14 protein-coding genes and 1 pseudogene are annotated in these 16,216 nt (G+C 55.1%); 9 read left to right on the forward strand and 6 right to left on the reverse strand.

The features are described from left to right. Positions 1–2 precede the first annotated feature (2 nt). Together earP and efp are read left to right on the forward strand one after the other, a co-directional pair. Entirely contained in the window at positions 3–1,115 is a 1,113-nt protein-coding gene (gene earP / locus DBV39_RS09190; protein ID WP_108621280.1) for an elongation factor P maturation arginine rhamnosyltransferase EarP, read from the forward strand. A 116-nt stretch (positions 1,116–1,231) separates the two neighbouring features. Then, complete coding sequence (efp, locus tag DBV39_RS09195; protein ID WP_108621281.1) at positions 1,232–1,792, forward strand: elongation factor P; 561 nt, start codon at positions 1,232–1,234, stop codon at positions 1,790–1,792. Between the two features lie 120 nt (positions 1,793–1,912). Here efp and DBV39_RS09200 read toward each other — a convergent pair whose 3' ends face one another. Next, entirely contained in the window at positions 1,913–2,389 is a 477-nt protein-coding gene (locus DBV39_RS09200) for a DUF1178 family protein (RefSeq protein ID WP_108621282.1), read from the reverse strand. Between the two features lie 317 nt (positions 2,390–2,706). On the opposite strand from DBV39_RS09200, the gene DBV39_RS20625 reads away from it, so the two are divergent. The 7 genes from DBV39_RS20625 to DBV39_RS09235 all read left to right on the forward strand — a co-directional run bounded on the left by DBV39_RS20625 (position 2,707) and on the right by DBV39_RS09235 (position 8,999). Beyond that, the gene (locus DBV39_RS20625) at positions 2,707–2,874 is read left to right on the forward strand and encodes a helix-turn-helix domain-containing protein (RefSeq protein ID WP_227870878.1); all 168 of its coding nucleotides are present in this window, start codon (positions 2,707–2,709) and stop codon (positions 2,872–2,874) included. A 118-nt stretch (positions 2,875–2,992) separates the two neighbouring features. Next, on the forward strand, positions 2,993–3,361 hold the full coding sequence (locus DBV39_RS09210; protein ID WP_108621284.1) for a hypothetical protein: 369 nt from the start codon (positions 2,993–2,995) through the stop codon (positions 3,359–3,361). Between the two features lie 93 nt (positions 3,362–3,454). After that, complete coding sequence (locus DBV39_RS09215; protein WP_108621285.1) at positions 3,455–5,029, forward strand: ABC transporter substrate-binding protein; 1,575 nt, start codon at positions 3,455–3,457, stop codon at positions 5,027–5,029. 60 nt (positions 5,030–5,089) lie between these two features. Next, positions 5,090–6,076, forward strand: coding sequence for an ABC transporter permease (locus tag DBV39_RS09220; RefSeq protein WP_108621286.1), 987 nt, complete (start codon positions 5,090–5,092; stop codon positions 6,074–6,076). Further along, complete coding sequence (locus tag DBV39_RS09225) at positions 6,076–6,987, forward strand: ABC transporter permease (RefSeq protein WP_108621287.1); 912 nt, start codon at positions 6,076–6,078, stop codon at positions 6,985–6,987. The genes DBV39_RS09220 and DBV39_RS09225 overlap by 1 nt, the downstream gene beginning before the upstream one ends. A gap of 9 nt (positions 6,988–6,996) precedes the next feature. Then, complete coding sequence (locus DBV39_RS09230) at positions 6,997–7,968, forward strand: ABC transporter ATP-binding protein (RefSeq protein WP_108621288.1); 972 nt, start codon at positions 6,997–6,999, stop codon at positions 7,966–7,968. Next, on the forward strand, positions 7,965–8,999 hold the full coding sequence (locus DBV39_RS09235; protein ID WP_108621289.1) for an ABC transporter ATP-binding protein: 1,035 nt from the start codon (positions 7,965–7,967) through the stop codon (positions 8,997–8,999). Before DBV39_RS09230 ends, DBV39_RS09235 begins: the two co-directional genes overlap by 4 nt. Positions 9,000–9,099: 100 nt before the next feature. Here DBV39_RS09235 and DBV39_RS09240 read toward each other — a convergent pair whose 3' ends face one another. The 5 genes and pseudogenes from DBV39_RS09240 to DBV39_RS09260 form a co-directional block, all read right to left on the reverse strand. Then, positions 9,100–10,824, reverse strand: coding sequence for an ABC transporter ATP-binding protein (locus tag DBV39_RS09240; protein WP_108621290.1), 1,725 nt, complete (start codon positions 10,822–10,824; stop codon positions 9,100–9,102). After that, a pseudogene (locus DBV39_RS09245) lies at positions 10,821–12,319 on the reverse strand (ABC transporter permease). The gene DBV39_RS09240 and the pseudogene DBV39_RS09245 overlap by 4 nt, the downstream one beginning before the upstream one ends. Positions 12,320–12,321: 2 nt before the next feature. After that, positions 12,322–13,299 (reverse strand): ABC transporter permease, encoded by a 978-nt coding sequence (locus tag DBV39_RS09250; protein ID WP_108621291.1) that lies wholly within the window; start codon positions 13,297–13,299, stop codon positions 12,322–12,324. Continuing rightward, a complete protein-coding gene (locus tag DBV39_RS09255) occupies positions 13,296–15,545 on the reverse strand; it encodes an ABC transporter substrate-binding protein (RefSeq protein ID WP_193853058.1) in 2,250 nt (749 codons plus the stop codon). The genes DBV39_RS09250 and DBV39_RS09255 overlap by 4 nt, the downstream gene beginning before the upstream one ends. Then, complete coding sequence (locus DBV39_RS09260; RefSeq protein ID WP_108621293.1) at positions 15,542–16,162, reverse strand: thermonuclease family protein; 621 nt, start codon at positions 16,160–16,162, stop codon at positions 15,542–15,544. Before DBV39_RS09260 ends, DBV39_RS09255 begins: the two co-directional genes overlap by 4 nt. Positions 16,163–16,216: the final 54 nt, after the last annotated feature.

Below are 16,216 nucleotides of genomic sequence, written 5' to 3' on the forward strand. Positions count from 1 at the left end.
CAATGACACGCCGTATTGATGTGTTCTGCCAGGTTATCGACAACCTTGGCGACATCGGCGTGAGCTGGCGACTTGCCAGACAGCTCACGCAAGAACACAATTGTCAGGTCAGACTCTGGGTCGATCGAATCGAATCATTGAACCGGCTGGAGCCTGCAGTCAATCCGGCGCTGCAAAAGCAGTCCGTCAGTGGTGTCGACATCTGGCTTTGCGATGACAGCCTCGTTGCCCATGACTCGCGCCCACTGCCCGATCTGGTTATCGCCGCCTTTTCCTGCGATCTTCCGGGCGTTTATCTGCAACGTCTGATCGAGCAACGACAACAGGTAGATGCAACCGGAACAGGCAGTCCGACCCTCTGGATACAACTGGAATACCTGAGTGCTCAACCCTGGGTTGAGGGCTTTCATCTACAGCCTTCTCTGAGATCTGATAATCTCAAACCCGTGTACTTCTTTCCGGGTTTTACTGCTCATACGGGTGGGCTGATCCGCGAGCAAAACATCGTTGCACACGCGTCGGTAGCAGATAGGTCATGGCTTACACAGCTGGGCGTCCCGACTGAGATGGTCGATGTCCGGCGCATTATTTCGGTATTCACTTATCCAGATGCTCCCCTGGAACAGTTTGTGCAGCAACTGGAGCAGCTGGAGTCGGACTCATTGCTCCTCATTCCCGAAGGCATCCGTACGGATCTGGCCCATCTGGATCCTGGCAAGTTCAGTCACGTGCACTGGACAACCATTCCATTTCTGCGACAGACAGACTATGACAGACTGCTCGCCTGTACCGACTTGAATCTGGTGCGCGGCGAAGACTCCTTTGTTCGGGCAATCTGGGCCGGGAAACCCTTCATCTGGAATATTTATCGCCAGCAAGAACGCGAGCATCACCACAAGTTGCAGGCCTGGCTCGACCGGGCCCGCATGCCTGATTCCGTCGGCAAAGCGATGCACCAGTGGTCCGAAGGATGTGCGCATCCCATCTGGAAGAAATTGGTTTCAGGACCAGACTGGTACGCATGGCAGCAAGCGTGCCTTGCCCACCGAAACGAGCTAATTTCTCAGGACAGCCTGAGCCTGCAACTTCTGCGATTCTACGATCAGGAAAATTGACCGCAATCCACACGCACACGCACAACTGCGGGAACTACAGGGTAGAATACCGGGTTCTATTTTGAAATCCCCTCCTGTCGCGTGGCAGGATGCCTAAGGACGGAGTTCTTTCCAATATGAAAACAGCCCAGGAATTGCGCGTCGGAAACGTAGTCATGGTTGGTGGCGAGCCACTGGTCGTGCAACGTGCCGAATACAACAAGTCTGGCCGTAACGCAGCCGTCGTCAAACTGAAGTTCAAAAATCTCCTGACAGCTTCGGGCAGTGAGTCTGTCTATAAGGCTGACGAGAAGTTTGACGTTGTCATTCTCGATCGTAAAGAGTGTACGTATTCTTACTTCGCTGATCCGATGTATGTCTTCATGGATGAAGAGTACAACCAGTACGAGGTTGAAGCGGACAGTATGGGTGACTCCCTGAACTACCTGGAAGAAGGCATGGCTGTGGAAGTCGTCTTCTACGAAGGTCGCGCCATTTCGGTTGAAATGCCAAATACGGTGGTTCGTCAGATCGAATATACGGAGCCCGCCGTTCGTGGCGACACATCAGGTAAAGTCATGAAACCCGCTCGTCTGACAACCGGTTTCGAGTTGCCTGTTCCGCTGTTTTGCGACATAGGGGATAAAATCGAAATCGATACCCGCACGGGTGAGTACCGTAGCCGCGTCATATCCTGATTGCTTGGCTTTGCGGACGGATCATCACGATCTGACCTCACTCAGTACGAAAAACAGCCCTGGATCATACTTACCCCAGGGCTGTTTTTTTGTCTGAAACCAGTGCTACTGTCGTCAAAGTCAGTTCAGGCGATCTGTATTGAGGAACTCGGGCACAGCCATCACTGTAATCCCATCCTCGGCAAGCTCGTCTCTTTCCTGAGCAGTCGCCAGCCCACGAATCGGCCTGACATGTGCCTCGCCTTCATGAATCCTGCGCGCTTCCTGCGCAAACTGCACACCCACATCCTCGGTCTTGCTAACGTACTCACGAACCTGTTGCAGAATCTGGGCCTGAATCCGGGCCATCTCCTGAGACGCATCTGCCAGGGCCGGGCCAGATTCGGCCGAATCCTGCATTGCAGCGACATCCGTGCGACCACTGCGCCCTTTGTTGATTCTCGGTGCCGAAGGCAATTTTTCGATGGCCGAGCTTTGGCATACCGGACACTCGATCAATCCACGCGCATGCTGATCGCCATAATCTTCGTGCGATCCGAACCATCCTTCGAACAGGTGACCGGTCTCACATTGGAGGTTGAATACTTTGAGTCCCATGGCTTCTATTTGAGGGTAAATCCCGCTATTTCAAGGATATCGAATTCACAGATCGCGCTGAATCACAGCACAGACATACAAGTATAGCGAGGAGTCAACACCAGGGCCGCAAAACCGGTCTTGATGGATCATCTATATCCCACCTGGGTCGCACACCGTGCCTCGTTTCCGGTAACGTACTTGAAACCCTTAACACCCGCGTGCCGTGACCGGCAGAGTTTATGGATAGTTTTATCCCGTGCGAGGCAAACCCGCGCTCCACTTGGGCCTGGACTTGAAGCGTCATTTCGCCGAAGGCGATCTGATTGGGCGGGGACATGAGACGCGCGCACCAAGAGACGCCCACACCAAGGTCCCAGGGTTTAAGCTGGTGTTTTCTGTTGTTCGACATTCCGGGCGTCGACCAGCAACAACACCTTGCCGCGCAGTTCGGGTGTGCGCGATTCGTGTGGAACCGGGCGCTGGCAATGAAACGTGCAGCATGACAGGACCGGAAAGAATCCCTTTCCTGCCACACAATCAAGGCCATGTTGCCCGTTCGGCGGGAGCTTTTCCTTGTGTCAAGGACGCTGACTCGCAGGTGGTACAGGAGGTGATCCGGAGGTGATCCGAAACCTCGACCGTGCTGATCGCAACTTTCTGGAGAAACTTGCGCGCTTGCTGCAGATCAACCCTCTACGTCATATCAAGCAGATCAATCAGGCCATCACGGGTATCGACCTGGGGTTGATGAGTGTGCTGGTGTCGAGCGCGGGGTGCAAATCCGGCAACGCGAAGCCTTTTTGCCTCGCAATCGCAAGCCTCAATCGCAAACAGCGGACAATGTCACACAGGATCGAAGCAACCGAACGAAGATTTGAGGCTGCGAACGCGGCAGACGATGGCAAGGCGTACCAGTTGCGGGATTTCTTTGGAGCGGACATTGCCAGGGATCGAAACCCGGTGACGCTCGCTCATTCCGAATCCACTTGAATACCTATCCGACATCGGGAATATTTTGTTTGACGGAAACTTGACAGTGGTGCAAACTCGCTCTCGTATTCACGTACTCTTAGGAGTTTTAATATGCATCGTCTTATTGTTGCCACCGCCGTCGCGGCATCTTTTGCAATAGCACCCAGCTTTGTGATGGCCAAGCCACTGAAATGGTCAAGCCAAGGGGACATCATGACGATGGACCCGCACTCACAGAACGAAGGGCTGAACATCGCAGCCAACCTGTTTGTCTATGACCCGCTGGTCCGTTACGACCAGGAGTTCAAAGTCATTCCCTGGCTGGCCGAATCCTGGGAACAGATAGATCCGGAAACCGTCCGCTTCAAATTGCGTGATGGCGTCAAGTTTCACGACGGTGCACCCTTCTCCGCTGAAGACGTCAAGTTCAGCATCGAGCGTGCGGCAGCTCCGACCTCGCAATTCAAGTCCTATGTTAATGGTATCAAGGAGGTCAAGATCATTGACCCATTGACCGTTGACGTCATCACCGATGGCCCGAACCCGGTCCTGCTACGTCAGCTACCAACACTGGGTATCATGAACAAGGCGTGGGCAGAAAAAAACAACGTACTCGAACCTCAAAACTTCAAAGACCGCGAAGAGACCCACGCTGCCCGCAACACCAACGGGACAGGTCCCTACATGCTGAAGTCCCGTGAAGTTGACGTTAAAACCATCTATGTCGAGAACCCTAACTGGTGGAACAAAGACAACAAGGTTGGCAACGTCAGCGAGATCATCTACACACCCATCAAGCAGAATGCGACCCGTACGGCAGCCCTGCTCTCAGGTGAGATCGATTTTGTGCTGGACCCACCCGCACAGGATTTGCGCCGCATTGAGCAGCAGGCAAAGGTGATCAATGGCAACGAGAACCGCACCATCTTTATCGGCATGGATCAATCCAGTCCGGAGCTCAAGTACAGCAATGTCAAGGGCAAGAACCCGTTGCAGGACAAGCGTGTTCGCCAGGCGCTCTATCAGGCGATCGATATCGACGCGATCAAGAAAGCCGTGATGCGCGGTGAATCCATTCCAACTGGTGCAATGATTTCGCCGCAGGTCAACGGCTACACGGAGGAACTGGGCAAGCGCCTGCCTCATGACCCGGCCAAGGCAGCCGAGCTTATCAAGGAAGCCGGCTACCCGGATGGGTTCGAGGTGACGCTTGACTGCCCTAATAATCGTTACATCAATGACGAAGCGATCTGCCAGGCAATCGCAGCTATGTGGACCAAGGCGGGAGTCAAGACCAACCTCGTCACATTGCCCCGGGCAAACTATTTCCCCAAGCTCGACAAGCGTGACACCAGCATCTACATGCTGGGCTGGGGTGTGCCGACATTTGACGCACTCTACTCGCTGCAAGCGCTGATCCGCTCTAAGGGCGAAGGCGCTGACGGCTCCTTCAATTACGGGGGTTACTCAAATCCTGAAGTGGATGCCCTGATCGACCAGATCAAGGTTGAAACCGATCAGGACAAGCGCAACCAGATGATCGTTGAAGCACTCAAGTTGCATGCTGAGGACATCGGCCACATCCCGCTGCACGACCAGATCATCCCATGGGCCATGAAGAAGAACGTCAACGTGACTCACCGCGCTGACAACCGCTTCGTACCCGACTGGGTCGTCATCGACTAAACAGGTGCATAGAAGGGGCCTGGACGCAGAGCTTGTGTTCGGGCCCTTTTGCCAATTCCCATGTTTGCTTTCATCGTCAAACGGCTTATCCAGGCAACTGTCGTCATGCTTGTGGTCAGCCTGATCGCCTTCATGCTATTCCAGTATGTCGGCGACCCGGTGTCCATCATGCTCGGACAGGACGCAACCGATGCAGACAGAGTGCGCCTGACGCAGGAACTCGGTCTGGATCAGCCCATCGTTGTCCAGTTCTATCACTTCGTTCTCAATGCCGTTCAAGGAGATTTTGGAATCTCGTTGCGTCAGGGACAATCTGTCTCTGAAATGCTGCTAACTCGTATTCCTGCGACCCTTGAGCTTGCTATGGCTGCCGCGATCATTGCGCTGGTACTGGGCGTGCCGCTTGGTGTCTATACTGCCCTGCGCCCCAAAAGTGCCACCGCCAATGCGGTACTAGCCTTTTCGCTGGTGGGTATCTCGTTACCCACATTTCTGATTGGCATCTTGCTGATTCTGGTCTTTTCTGTACAACTGGGCTGGCTACCAAGTTACGGACGCGGAGAAGTCGTGCGAATCGGATGGTGGACCACCGGGCTACTGACCGCCAGTGGCTGGAAGCATCTCATCTTGCCCTCGATAACCTTGTCTCTGTTCCAGCTCACGCTGGTGCTTCGCCTGGTCCGATCCGAGATGCTTGAAGTGCTGCGTACGGATTACATCAAGTTCGCCAAAGCACGAGGCCTGACCAAGCGGGCGATTCATTTCGGACACGCACTCAAGAACACCCTGGTACCCGTCATCACCATCACCGGCCTGCAACTCGGCGGCATCATTGCTTTCGCGATCGTGACAGAAACCGTTTTTCAATGGCCTGGAATGGGTTTGCTGTTCATCCAGGCGGTCCAGTTTGTCGACATCCCTGTCATGGCAGCTTACCTGTGCCTGATTGCCTTGATTTTTGTGGTCATCAACCTGATTGTTGACCTGCTGTACTTTGTTGTGGATCCCAGGCTGCGCGTCGGTATGGGCAAGGCTGGAGGACATTAATGAACAATTGGCAACGTTTCTGGGACAGCGATATTGCCTGGTCGTGGAGGCATTCATGGCTTGCAATGATTTCCACTTTCATTTTTGTGGTCATGATGATCGCAGCGTTTGGTGCGCCAATCATTGCTCCTCACAATCCATTCGATCTTGCCACGCTGAATCTGATGGATTCGCTCAAGCCGCCTATCTGGAGTCCTGGTGCTGACCCGGTCTTTCCTCTTGGAACAGACAGTCAGGGACGAGACATGCTATCGGCCCTGATGTACGGCACCCGGGTTTCGCTCCTGATCGGACTGGCTTCGGTGATTATTTCCATGCTGATAGGCATCGTTCTTGGACTGCTCTCGGGCTACCTTGGTGGTCGCCTTGATGCCTTCATCATGCGGGTTGCGGATGTACAACTCTCATTTCCGGCCATTCTGATCGCATTACTTATTGATGGTGTAGCCAGAGCAGTTGTTCCGAACGAAATGCATGACATCATTGCGTTTCCAGTCCTTGTCGGTGCTATTGCACTGGCGGGGTGGCCGCAGTACGCGCGTACAGTGCGGGGCTCCACGATGGTGGAAAAAAACCGTGAGTACGTTCAGGCTGCCAAAGTGATCGGTATTTCATCGCCCGTTATCATGTTCCGGCACGTGCTGCCTAATGTGACAGGTCCTGTTCTGGTGCTCGCAACGGTACATCTGGCAACCGCGATCATTACCGAGGCGACCCTGTCATTTCTTGGCGTCGGCGTTCCTCCAACCTCGCCTTCGCTAGGCACACTGATTCGGGTCGGAAACGACTTCCTGTTCTCGGGAGAATGGTGGGTGACCATCTTTCCCGGCATTGCCCTGGTGCTGCTGGTGCTTTCGGTCAACCTGCTTGGCGACTGGCTGCGTGATGCACTCAATCCAAAACTGAACTGAGGGCGAGATATGAGCGACATTCTTGAACTCAGACATCTGAGTGTTGAGTTCCCTACCCGTCGCGGCACGCTACGGGCGCTAGACGATGTGTCTTTCAGCATCAAGGCAGGCGAGATAGTAGGCGTTGTTGGCGAGTCTGGTGCAGGCAAGTCAATGACTGGCGCGGCCATCATCGGACTGCTCGAGCCACCCGGACATGTCAGCGCGGGCGAGATTCTGCTAGCTGGACGACGGATTGATCAGCTTTCGGATGCCCAGATGCGACTGATCAGGGGCCGTGAGATTGGTGCGATCTTTCAGGATCCGCTGACTTCTCTCAATCCTCTCTATACGGTGGGCCATCAGATCGCCGAGACAGTCACCACCCACCTACCGTATACGTACGCGCAGGCGCGCGAACGAGCCGTCGACTTGCTCGAGTCCACAGGCATACCCGCTGCGCGCCAGCGGATCGACCATTACCCGCACCAGTTTTCCGGAGGAATGAGACAGCGTGTTGTGATAGCACTTGCGCTCGCAGCCGAGCCCAAGCTCATTGTGGCGGACGAGCCAACGACCGCGCTGGATGTGTCTATTCAGGCACAGATCATCGAGTTACTCAAAAAGCTCTGTCGCGAACATTCCGCAGCAGTCATGTTGATCACGCACGACATGGGAGTCATTGCAGAGACAGCGGACCGGGTGGTTGTGATGTATGCCGGCCGGGTTGCAGAGATCGGTGCGGTCCAGGATGTCATCCATGAACCGAAACATCCCTACACGATCGGACTCATGGGTTCTATTCCCAATATGAAAAAGCACACCGAACGACTGGTGCAGATTGATGGCAGCATGCCCCGTCTGAATGCAATCCCTAGCGGCTGTGCATTCAATCCACGATGTACGCAACGCTATGATAAATGTACGATCGATCGTCCCGAACTCGTGACAGCCGGGGCATCGCAGGCAGCCTGCTGGCTGTTCGAAGGAGCAACACCATGACCACCAATCAAGCCCCACTGGTCGAGGTCAAGGACGCTGCACGCTGGTTTGATGTCTCGGCCCCATGGCTCGAACGGGTGCTATCGGGCAAGCCCAGAATCATGCTCAGAGCCGTCGATGGCGTCTCGTTCAGCATCAACCGTGGCGAGACACTGGCACTGGTTGGCGAGTCTGGATGTGGCAAATCCACCATGGCACGACTGCTCGTTGGGCTGTATCCACTGACTCGCGGTGAAATCAAGATCGACGGGGAATCGATCTCCACCCTGCAGGGCCCGAAAGGTAAAGCACTCAGAAAGCGGCTGCAGATGATCTTTCAGGACCCGTACGCCAGTCTGAATCCTAGATGGCGTGTTGGCCGGATCATCGCTGAGCCTCTCAAAGCCCATACATCCATGACCGTGGCCGAGCAAGATGCCCGTGTTGACGAGCTTCTGACCCAGGTCGGCCTTGACCCGGCAGACAAGCAACGGTATCCGCACCAGTTCTCTGGCGGACAGCGCCAGAGAATCTCGATTGCCCGTGCCCTCGCGGTCAAACCCGAATTTCTGGTCTGTGATGAACCGACATCGGCTCTGGACGTATCCGTTCAGGCCCAGGTCCTGAACATCATGAAAGACCTGCAGCGAAATCTGGGTCTGACTTACCTGTTCATTTCCCATAACCTGGCGGTGGTCCATCACGTCGCCGATCGGGTCGGTGTCATGTATCTGGGCCGCATTGTGGAGATTGCAGAGCGTGACCAACTGTTCGAGAATCCACGCCACCCTTATACCAAGATGCTGATCTCGGCGATCCCGGACATTGAGGGCAAAGGGGCCAGCAGAACGCCTGTTGCAGGCGAGGTGCCCAATCCATTACAGCCTCCATCTGGATGCACTTTTCACCCTCGCTGCCCACTGGCAAGGGACCTCTGCAAGCAGCTGGCACCTACGCTGATCAATCTCCAAGGTCCAGGCCAGACACAAGTTGCCTGTCACGCAGTCGAACAGTCTTGGGAGTACGAGGCAACACCGGCCACAACTGGTTGACATCAGAACCGTCCCCATTCAGAGCAGACGGCTTGACCGCAATACCGCTATCTGGCTGACTGATCTCGATTGGATTTGTGACCTGTTTGGTCAGTACTGCTCAGTGCGGACCAAATGTCAGACGTGGCACCGCAGACAACAACGTCTGCGTGACCGCGTGTTGCGGCTTGAGCAGAACATGAGCCGCCGAACCTGTTTCCACAAAACGACCTTGATCCATGATCGCGATCCTGTCGGCAAAATACTCAACTACCCCGAAGTTGTGGGTGATGAACAAATAGGCAATCCCGGTCTCTACCTGAAGATCTGTCAACAGATCCAGAATCTGAGCCTGAACGGATACGTCCAATGCCGAAGTGGGTTCATCCAGTATCAGCACCTGAGGTTCCACTGCCAATGCTCTTGCAATCGCGATGCGCTGGCGCTGACCTCCTGAAAACTCATGTGCGAAGCGCATAGCGGAATCAACTGGCAGACCTACTTTCTCGAGTAGTTTTTCGATTCGCTGCTGCCTATGCTCCCTTGACACGTCTGGCTTCAAAGCGGCAATCCCTTCCTCCAGGATTTCTCCGACCCGCATACGAGGATCCAGTGACGCAAACGGATCCTGGAACACGATCTGAATTTTCGACCGTAACTGAGCCAATGCACTGCCTCGTGCTCCCAGAAGATCAATCCCGTCGAGTTTCACATCACCTTTGACCCTGGCAGTGCCATCCAGAAGTCTGAGCAATGTTTTAGCGACAGTGGTCTTGCCGCATCCGGAACCACCAAGCAAGGCAAGTGTCCTGCCTCGCTGCAACTCGAAATTCACTCCCCTGACCACTTCGTTGACGCCTACAATCCGCTTGAGCCAGCCTTTTCGAATGGGATACCCCACATGCAGATCCTTGACCGACAGCACAACTTGTTGTCCTTCGGCTTGCGTGAGACGAGAATCAACTCCACTCTCCTCTGAGACCGGTAAGCTCTCGGCAGATCTCGGCTGAGCCCTGAGTCGACCTTCAGCTGACAGTGCACGGCCTCGTTTCTCGAAAGTTGGAATCGCATCAAAAAGCTCTTTTGCGTAGGGATGTCGCGGCGCCTCAAAGAACGCCTTCGCCGGGGCCGTTTCCACAATCTGGCCGTAGCGCATGAGAGCGACCGTATCAGCAACCTTCCTGACGATCGCCAGATCGTGCGTGATCAGCAGGACCGCCATTCCAAACTCTTTCTGGATATCGGCAAGCAGATCCAGAATCTGAGCCTGCACAGTGACATCGAGCGCGGTCGTTGGTTCGTCGGCAACCAGTAAAACCGGCTCGGCAGCAAGTGCCATAGCGATCATGATCCGCTGCTTCTGGCCGCCAGAGAACTGAAACGAAAAGTCGTCAATCCGGACAGCAGGATCAGGTATGCCAACCCGATCAAGCCAGTGAATTGCGCGCTCGCGCGCATCTTTGGCACTCAAACCGGTATGAATCCGGATAGTTTCAAGCAACTGATCGCCAACGCGCATCACCGGGTTCAGGCTAGTTCCGGGCTCCTGAAAAATCATGCCAACGCGCCCCCCACGGATGCGCTGCATCGCGATCTCAGGCAACCTGTTGATGTCTTCCCCCTCAACCTCAACTTGCCCGCTGACGATCTCAAGTGCCTCGGGCAACAACCGCAAGATCGACAACGCGGTCATGCTCTTTCCAGAGCCAGACTCTCCTACCAGCGCGAATGTTTCACCTTTGTGTACGGTCATAGCAAGCTCGCGGACCGCGTACTTGACTGCCGTGTCATGATCGATCTCAATCGACAGATCACGTATCTGCAGAATGGCCGGTACGCTACTCATTTGCCCTCCTGCACTGTCTGTTGGTGGCGACGTTTCAGACGAGTTGGCCGCAAGACCCTGCTTCGAGGATCGAACGCGTCCCGTACGCCGTCGGCGAACAAATTGGCGGCCAGCACCATGGTTAGCATGAACACAAACGCCGCAAGCAAACCCCACCAGACCATGGGATCGCGAGACATTTCCATTCGAGACTTGTCGATCATGGTGCCAAACGAGTTCATGGTCGGATCCACGCCAATCCCCAGATACGACAGCACAGCCTCGTAGAGAACCAGTCCAGAGAACTCCAGCACCAGCGTGATCAGAATGATATGCATCACATTTGGAAGCAAGTGGCGCGCCATGATCCTGAGATGCGAGACACCAAAAGCCCTGGCCGCCTGGACGTACTCCAGTTCACGCAGCTTCATCACCTCTGCCCGAAGCAACCGGCACAAGCCTGCCCAGCCCGTCAGGCCGAGTATCATGCACAGCAAAAACAGACGTAGATCGGCTCGTTGAGCACTGGTCGGAAACAAATCTGCGTGTGTATCAATATAGACTTGCATCATGAGTACGCACGCTGCGATCAGCAACACCCCCGGAATGGACGTCAGAGTCGTGTAAATGTACTGAATCACGTCGTCTACCCACCCTCTGAAGTATCCTGCGGCCAGGCCAAAGAGGATGGCTGGGGGAGCATCGCGACCGTCGTCAGGCTACCGATCACCCAGGCTGTGCGGATACTTTTAAGTACCTGCCAGAGTACGTCGTTACCTGTCCGATCCGTTCCCAGCACGTGGTATCCGCTAGCCAGCCCAAAAGTCATACCCAACAGGACTGCCACCACCAGCGTCGTCAACAGCATGGCACGCCAGGGAATGTCGCACTGACCTTTCCATATCTCACCCAGAATGGCCACTAGCGTAACTGGGTTCGGGTGGCGAGAATTAGCTCGGATCCGCGATCGCCGGATCAAAGCAGTTACCCCAAGCATCAGTAACAGACCAGCCGCCAGTCCAGCCATTGCCCCCACAGACGCACGATAAAGCACATCTCCCAGCCACTGCTGTTGCGGGTCGTCCAGATGACTTCCCCCAAACCGGAGCCGCGGGAAGTCCCGGATCGTCTCTCCCCCTTCCTTCAGGATGGACTCTTTGGTGAACTGCTGCCATGCCAGAGGTGCCGAATAGGTCTTTTCTTTATGAAGCAAGGCAGTGTCATCGAGCAGATAGTCGAGTAGTGAAACCACATTCGGTGAATAGACAACCGACGCACTGGCCGACTCACCTTCAGGCGAAGGTAAGCGTGGCTGAAAATGGACTGAATCGAGTAGTGCCACTGCCACAAAAAACACCAGAATGACCGCCGAGCACATTGCTGGAGCGCGCTGCAGCACTTTCAGCCAGGTTGCACGTGCACTCTCGGATCGACTGACCCGCCATGCGTAAAAGAGAACCAGCAAGACCAGCGCGAACAGAGCCGCATCCGTCCACAGAATCACGAACTTGGGCATGGTTATTCGAACCTCACTCGTGGGTCAGCCAGAGAGTATGAAATATCGGCCATGATCAGTCCTACTATATAGAGTGCCGACCCTAGAAAAACCATGGCCCGAACAACCGAGAAGTCCTGCGCATTGATCGCATCAATGGTGTAGCTTCCAAGCCCCGGTATACCGAAAAATGACTCAGCGATCAGACTACCCATGAACAAGAGCGGCAAAGCCGACACCGTCCCGGTCAGGATTGGAAGCATGGCGTTCCTGAGCACATGCCTGAACAGGACTACTCGCTCACTTAGTCCTTTCGCTCGGGCAGTTCTCACATAATCCTTGCTCACTTCTTCAAGAAAAATGCTTCGGTAGAAACGCGCCTCGGGACCCAGTCGCGTCACAATCGCCACCAGTATGGGCAACGCAAGGAACTTGAACATGTCCATGCCTTCCATGAAACCGGAATACGGGACAAGCCTGAGCACTTTGGCAAACAACCATTGTCCGGCAATGATGTAGAACAGTCCCGAGACCGACAGCATCACAACGCAAAGAACGACCCCCCAGAAGTCCAGTCGCGTTGTCCGAAAAAACACCAGCAGCAGAGAGAACGCAATACTGGCCATGATGCCCAGCACAAAACTGGGGATGGCCAGCGCGAGACTAGGCCACATCCGGGTCCTGATCTCGTGTCCAATATCCAGACCGCCATCAGACAACCCAAAATCAAACCTTAGCAATGGTACCGAACGCTGGTAGAAGACCGTATCTGTCAGGCTGGCCATGCCTTGCGCCTGGTCATTGACGAACAGGGGTTTGTCATAGCCTCTTTCAGCCTTCCACTTCTCGATCGCTTCCGCATTGACCCGCTGGCCGCCAATGGCCAGGCGTGCCATATCATCTGGCGTATTGACGGCAAAGAACAAAACGAATGTGATCAGGTTCACACCGATCAGGATCAGCACGCCATACATGAGCCTGCGTACGATGTAACCGATCATGAGCGCCCCCTCCTCTGATCATCCTGACTCACTGCCGTTCGGTATCGCTGCCGCCTGACTGCGCGCCAGGCTGGCCAGACCAGCAGGCCCAGCACAATCAAAAGTACCGGCACAGGCCACCAGACCGGCTGGTTCCATTCACGTATTTTCTGGGCCCGAAGCGCAGGATCGATCCTGATGTACTGCAAGGTATTGCGGACCATCTGTGTCGGCTTGGCGTTTGACACCCACTGCTGATAAGCACCGCCTGACTTGGGAAACATACCAAACATCCAGGGCGCATCCTGTTGAACAATCGAGATCATCTCGTCGATGATGGCCGCCTTCGCAGGTCCATCGGGCATGTCTCGCATTTTAAGAAACAATTCGTCGTATCGGGGATTGACGTAGTTGGATGCATTCTCCCCACCGCGCTGGACCTTCGCCTGCTGCCCAAAGAGCAGGAACAGAAAGTTTTCGGCGTCTGGGTAATCGGCCACCCAGCCCCACATAAACATCTGCGTCGCCCCGTTACGCATCTTCTCCTGAAACCGGTTGTAGTCAGTCGCTCTGATATCGAGTTGCACGCCAAGATGACCAAACTGACGCCTCATCCAGTCAAGCGCTGGACTTGAACCTCCCGCACCAGCTGCTGAATCAAAATACAGCACCAGCGGCTCTCCAGTTTCCTCGTGCCGTCCGTTCGGATAACCGGCCTCTGCCAGCAGGCGACGCGCATCATCCAGCGATTTGCGCACTGCCATTCCGTCCACTACATCATAGACAACCCGGTTAATACCCTCTGGTGGCTCCTGATACCCGAGAATACCGGGAGGAACTGGACCGTAGGCCACCTGAGCCTGACTGTCCTGGAAGATCGCGACATACTCTTCCCAGTTGAACGCAATGCTCAGCGCCTGTCTCAGCTTGCGGTTCTTCTCCTGCTGCTCGGGCGTGTCGCCGTGCCCCACAACAGGATCGAGCCAATTGAACCCAAAGTAATAAATTGTGGCTTCCACAGTCGTTGGCAGCTGGATCTCGTGCTCTGCATACAGGGCTGCCTTCTCGGTAGAATCCCCTGCTGCCACCAGCATGGCTACACCCCAGTCTCCTCTGTCAGCCTGAGGCAGGTCGTAATAGCCCTGCATGAATTTGCCTTGCAGAGGAATACTTTCTTTCTCGATATTGAACACAAGGCGGTCAATAAACGGCGTCATCTTGCCACAGTCATCCAGCAGGCCCTCTTCCCGATCCCCTGGCTCGCCTTCACACGGGTACGGTTCACCCCGGAAATTCGGATTGCGCTGCAGGATGTGACGGCGATTCTGCAACGACTCGACCATCATGTACGGTCCTGTTCCGACCGGCCAGGTGTTGAGTGACAAGTTGTGATCTTCCATGCCAGGCTGACTGTAAAAACGATCAGCCTCCCATGGAACCGGTGCCGTGAACGTCATCGCCAACCAGTACCTGAACTGAGGATAGTTACCTTTGACCTTGATACGCAGTGTGTGATCATCCAGTGCCGTCACCCCGTCGAACGCGTACTCGCGCAAATCCAGCCAGGGAAGCTCTTTCTGCCCGGCAGGGATGTTCTCGCGAAGTGCCTCGTCCACTTCACGCAACTGCTGCCCGTACTCGGCAAACCCCTGAACGTGCTGCGCAAGGGTTGAGTAAATCGGCGACGCAATCCTTGGGCTGGCCAGACGGCGAAATGCATAAACATAGTCATGTGCAGTCAGTTCGCGTGTTCCTGTCTGCTCAAACTCTGGAATCGAAAATCGCTGACCTAGTTGCTCACGCGTCATCGGGAAGTAGGTGTAACTTCCGTCAGGCTGGCGTGCAAACGCTGGATGCGGCTGAAAGAAAATGCCCGGCTTGATGCTGATCTCATAGACACTATGGGCAATCTTTTCAGGGTCTGTTTCAGGATCGAGCACATTGCCGTCAGCGTCCAGATAGACGGGTTCGACAACTGCCTCAGCTGCGCGGGGGATCAGTTCGTACGGGCGCTTCAGATAGTGATAGCCATACAACGGCTCATAAATGTTGTACGTGTAGGGGGTCTCATCCGTCGAGTAAGACCTGGCCGGATCCAGGTACTTGGGAGAGCGCTGTGTGAAGGCTGTGTAAAGCGCATTCTCGGACAACGCGCCCGCCTCATAAGGACTATTGACAGGATCCTGCTGACCACACCCGGACACCACCAACAATGTGGCTGTAACGGATCCGATAGCAACCAGGCGAGATAACTTGCGCCTCATCATTCACACACCCCGTTTCTCCAGCACTGATACCTCCACACCCATGGGGGAACCGGATCTGGCTCCGCCCATAGACCACGCTTATGCTTCTTTGCCTGGTCCTGCAATCCGATCAGAGACTCATCGCGCAAGAATCTACCCCGACCTTCCATGTTGGCCCATGCCATTCCCTCAGTCACAAGGAGCTGATTGACTGTCACGCCCGGCTCACGCGGATCCGGAACATCACAGATATGCCGCTCGTAAGGATCCTGCTCAAAACAGGTCAAGGTCACCGTCCTCCCATGAACGCGATCACTCAGAAATCGCCTGGCTGCGTTGCCAAATGGCTGACCAGGTCGCTCCGGTGAGGTGGTTCGCTCAGGCGCATCCACACTTGCAAGGCGGACTCGCTGGCGCCCCGACCGCTGCAAACTGCCGCCATCAATGACCTGAATCTGCAGCGTATCACCATCAGTCACATTCGTGACCTGTCCATGCAGACTGTACTGCCCCTCACTGGAGCTGGCCGACTGCGTCGACGCCGAGATACTCCCCGACGCATCTGCGTTGCGGGCTGGCATGTCAAGCCATTGCATGACCAGCACAGCCACGGCCACGACGCCAGCCAGCAAGGACATGCCAAGATTTCTGTTAACTCCTGGGCGCCTCAAACCAGACCCCCTCTTACCTGA

The organism is Orrella marina (assembly GCF_003058465.1).
GTDB lineage: Bacteria > Pseudomonadota > Gammaproteobacteria > Burkholderiales > Burkholderiaceae_B > Algicoccus > Algicoccus marinus.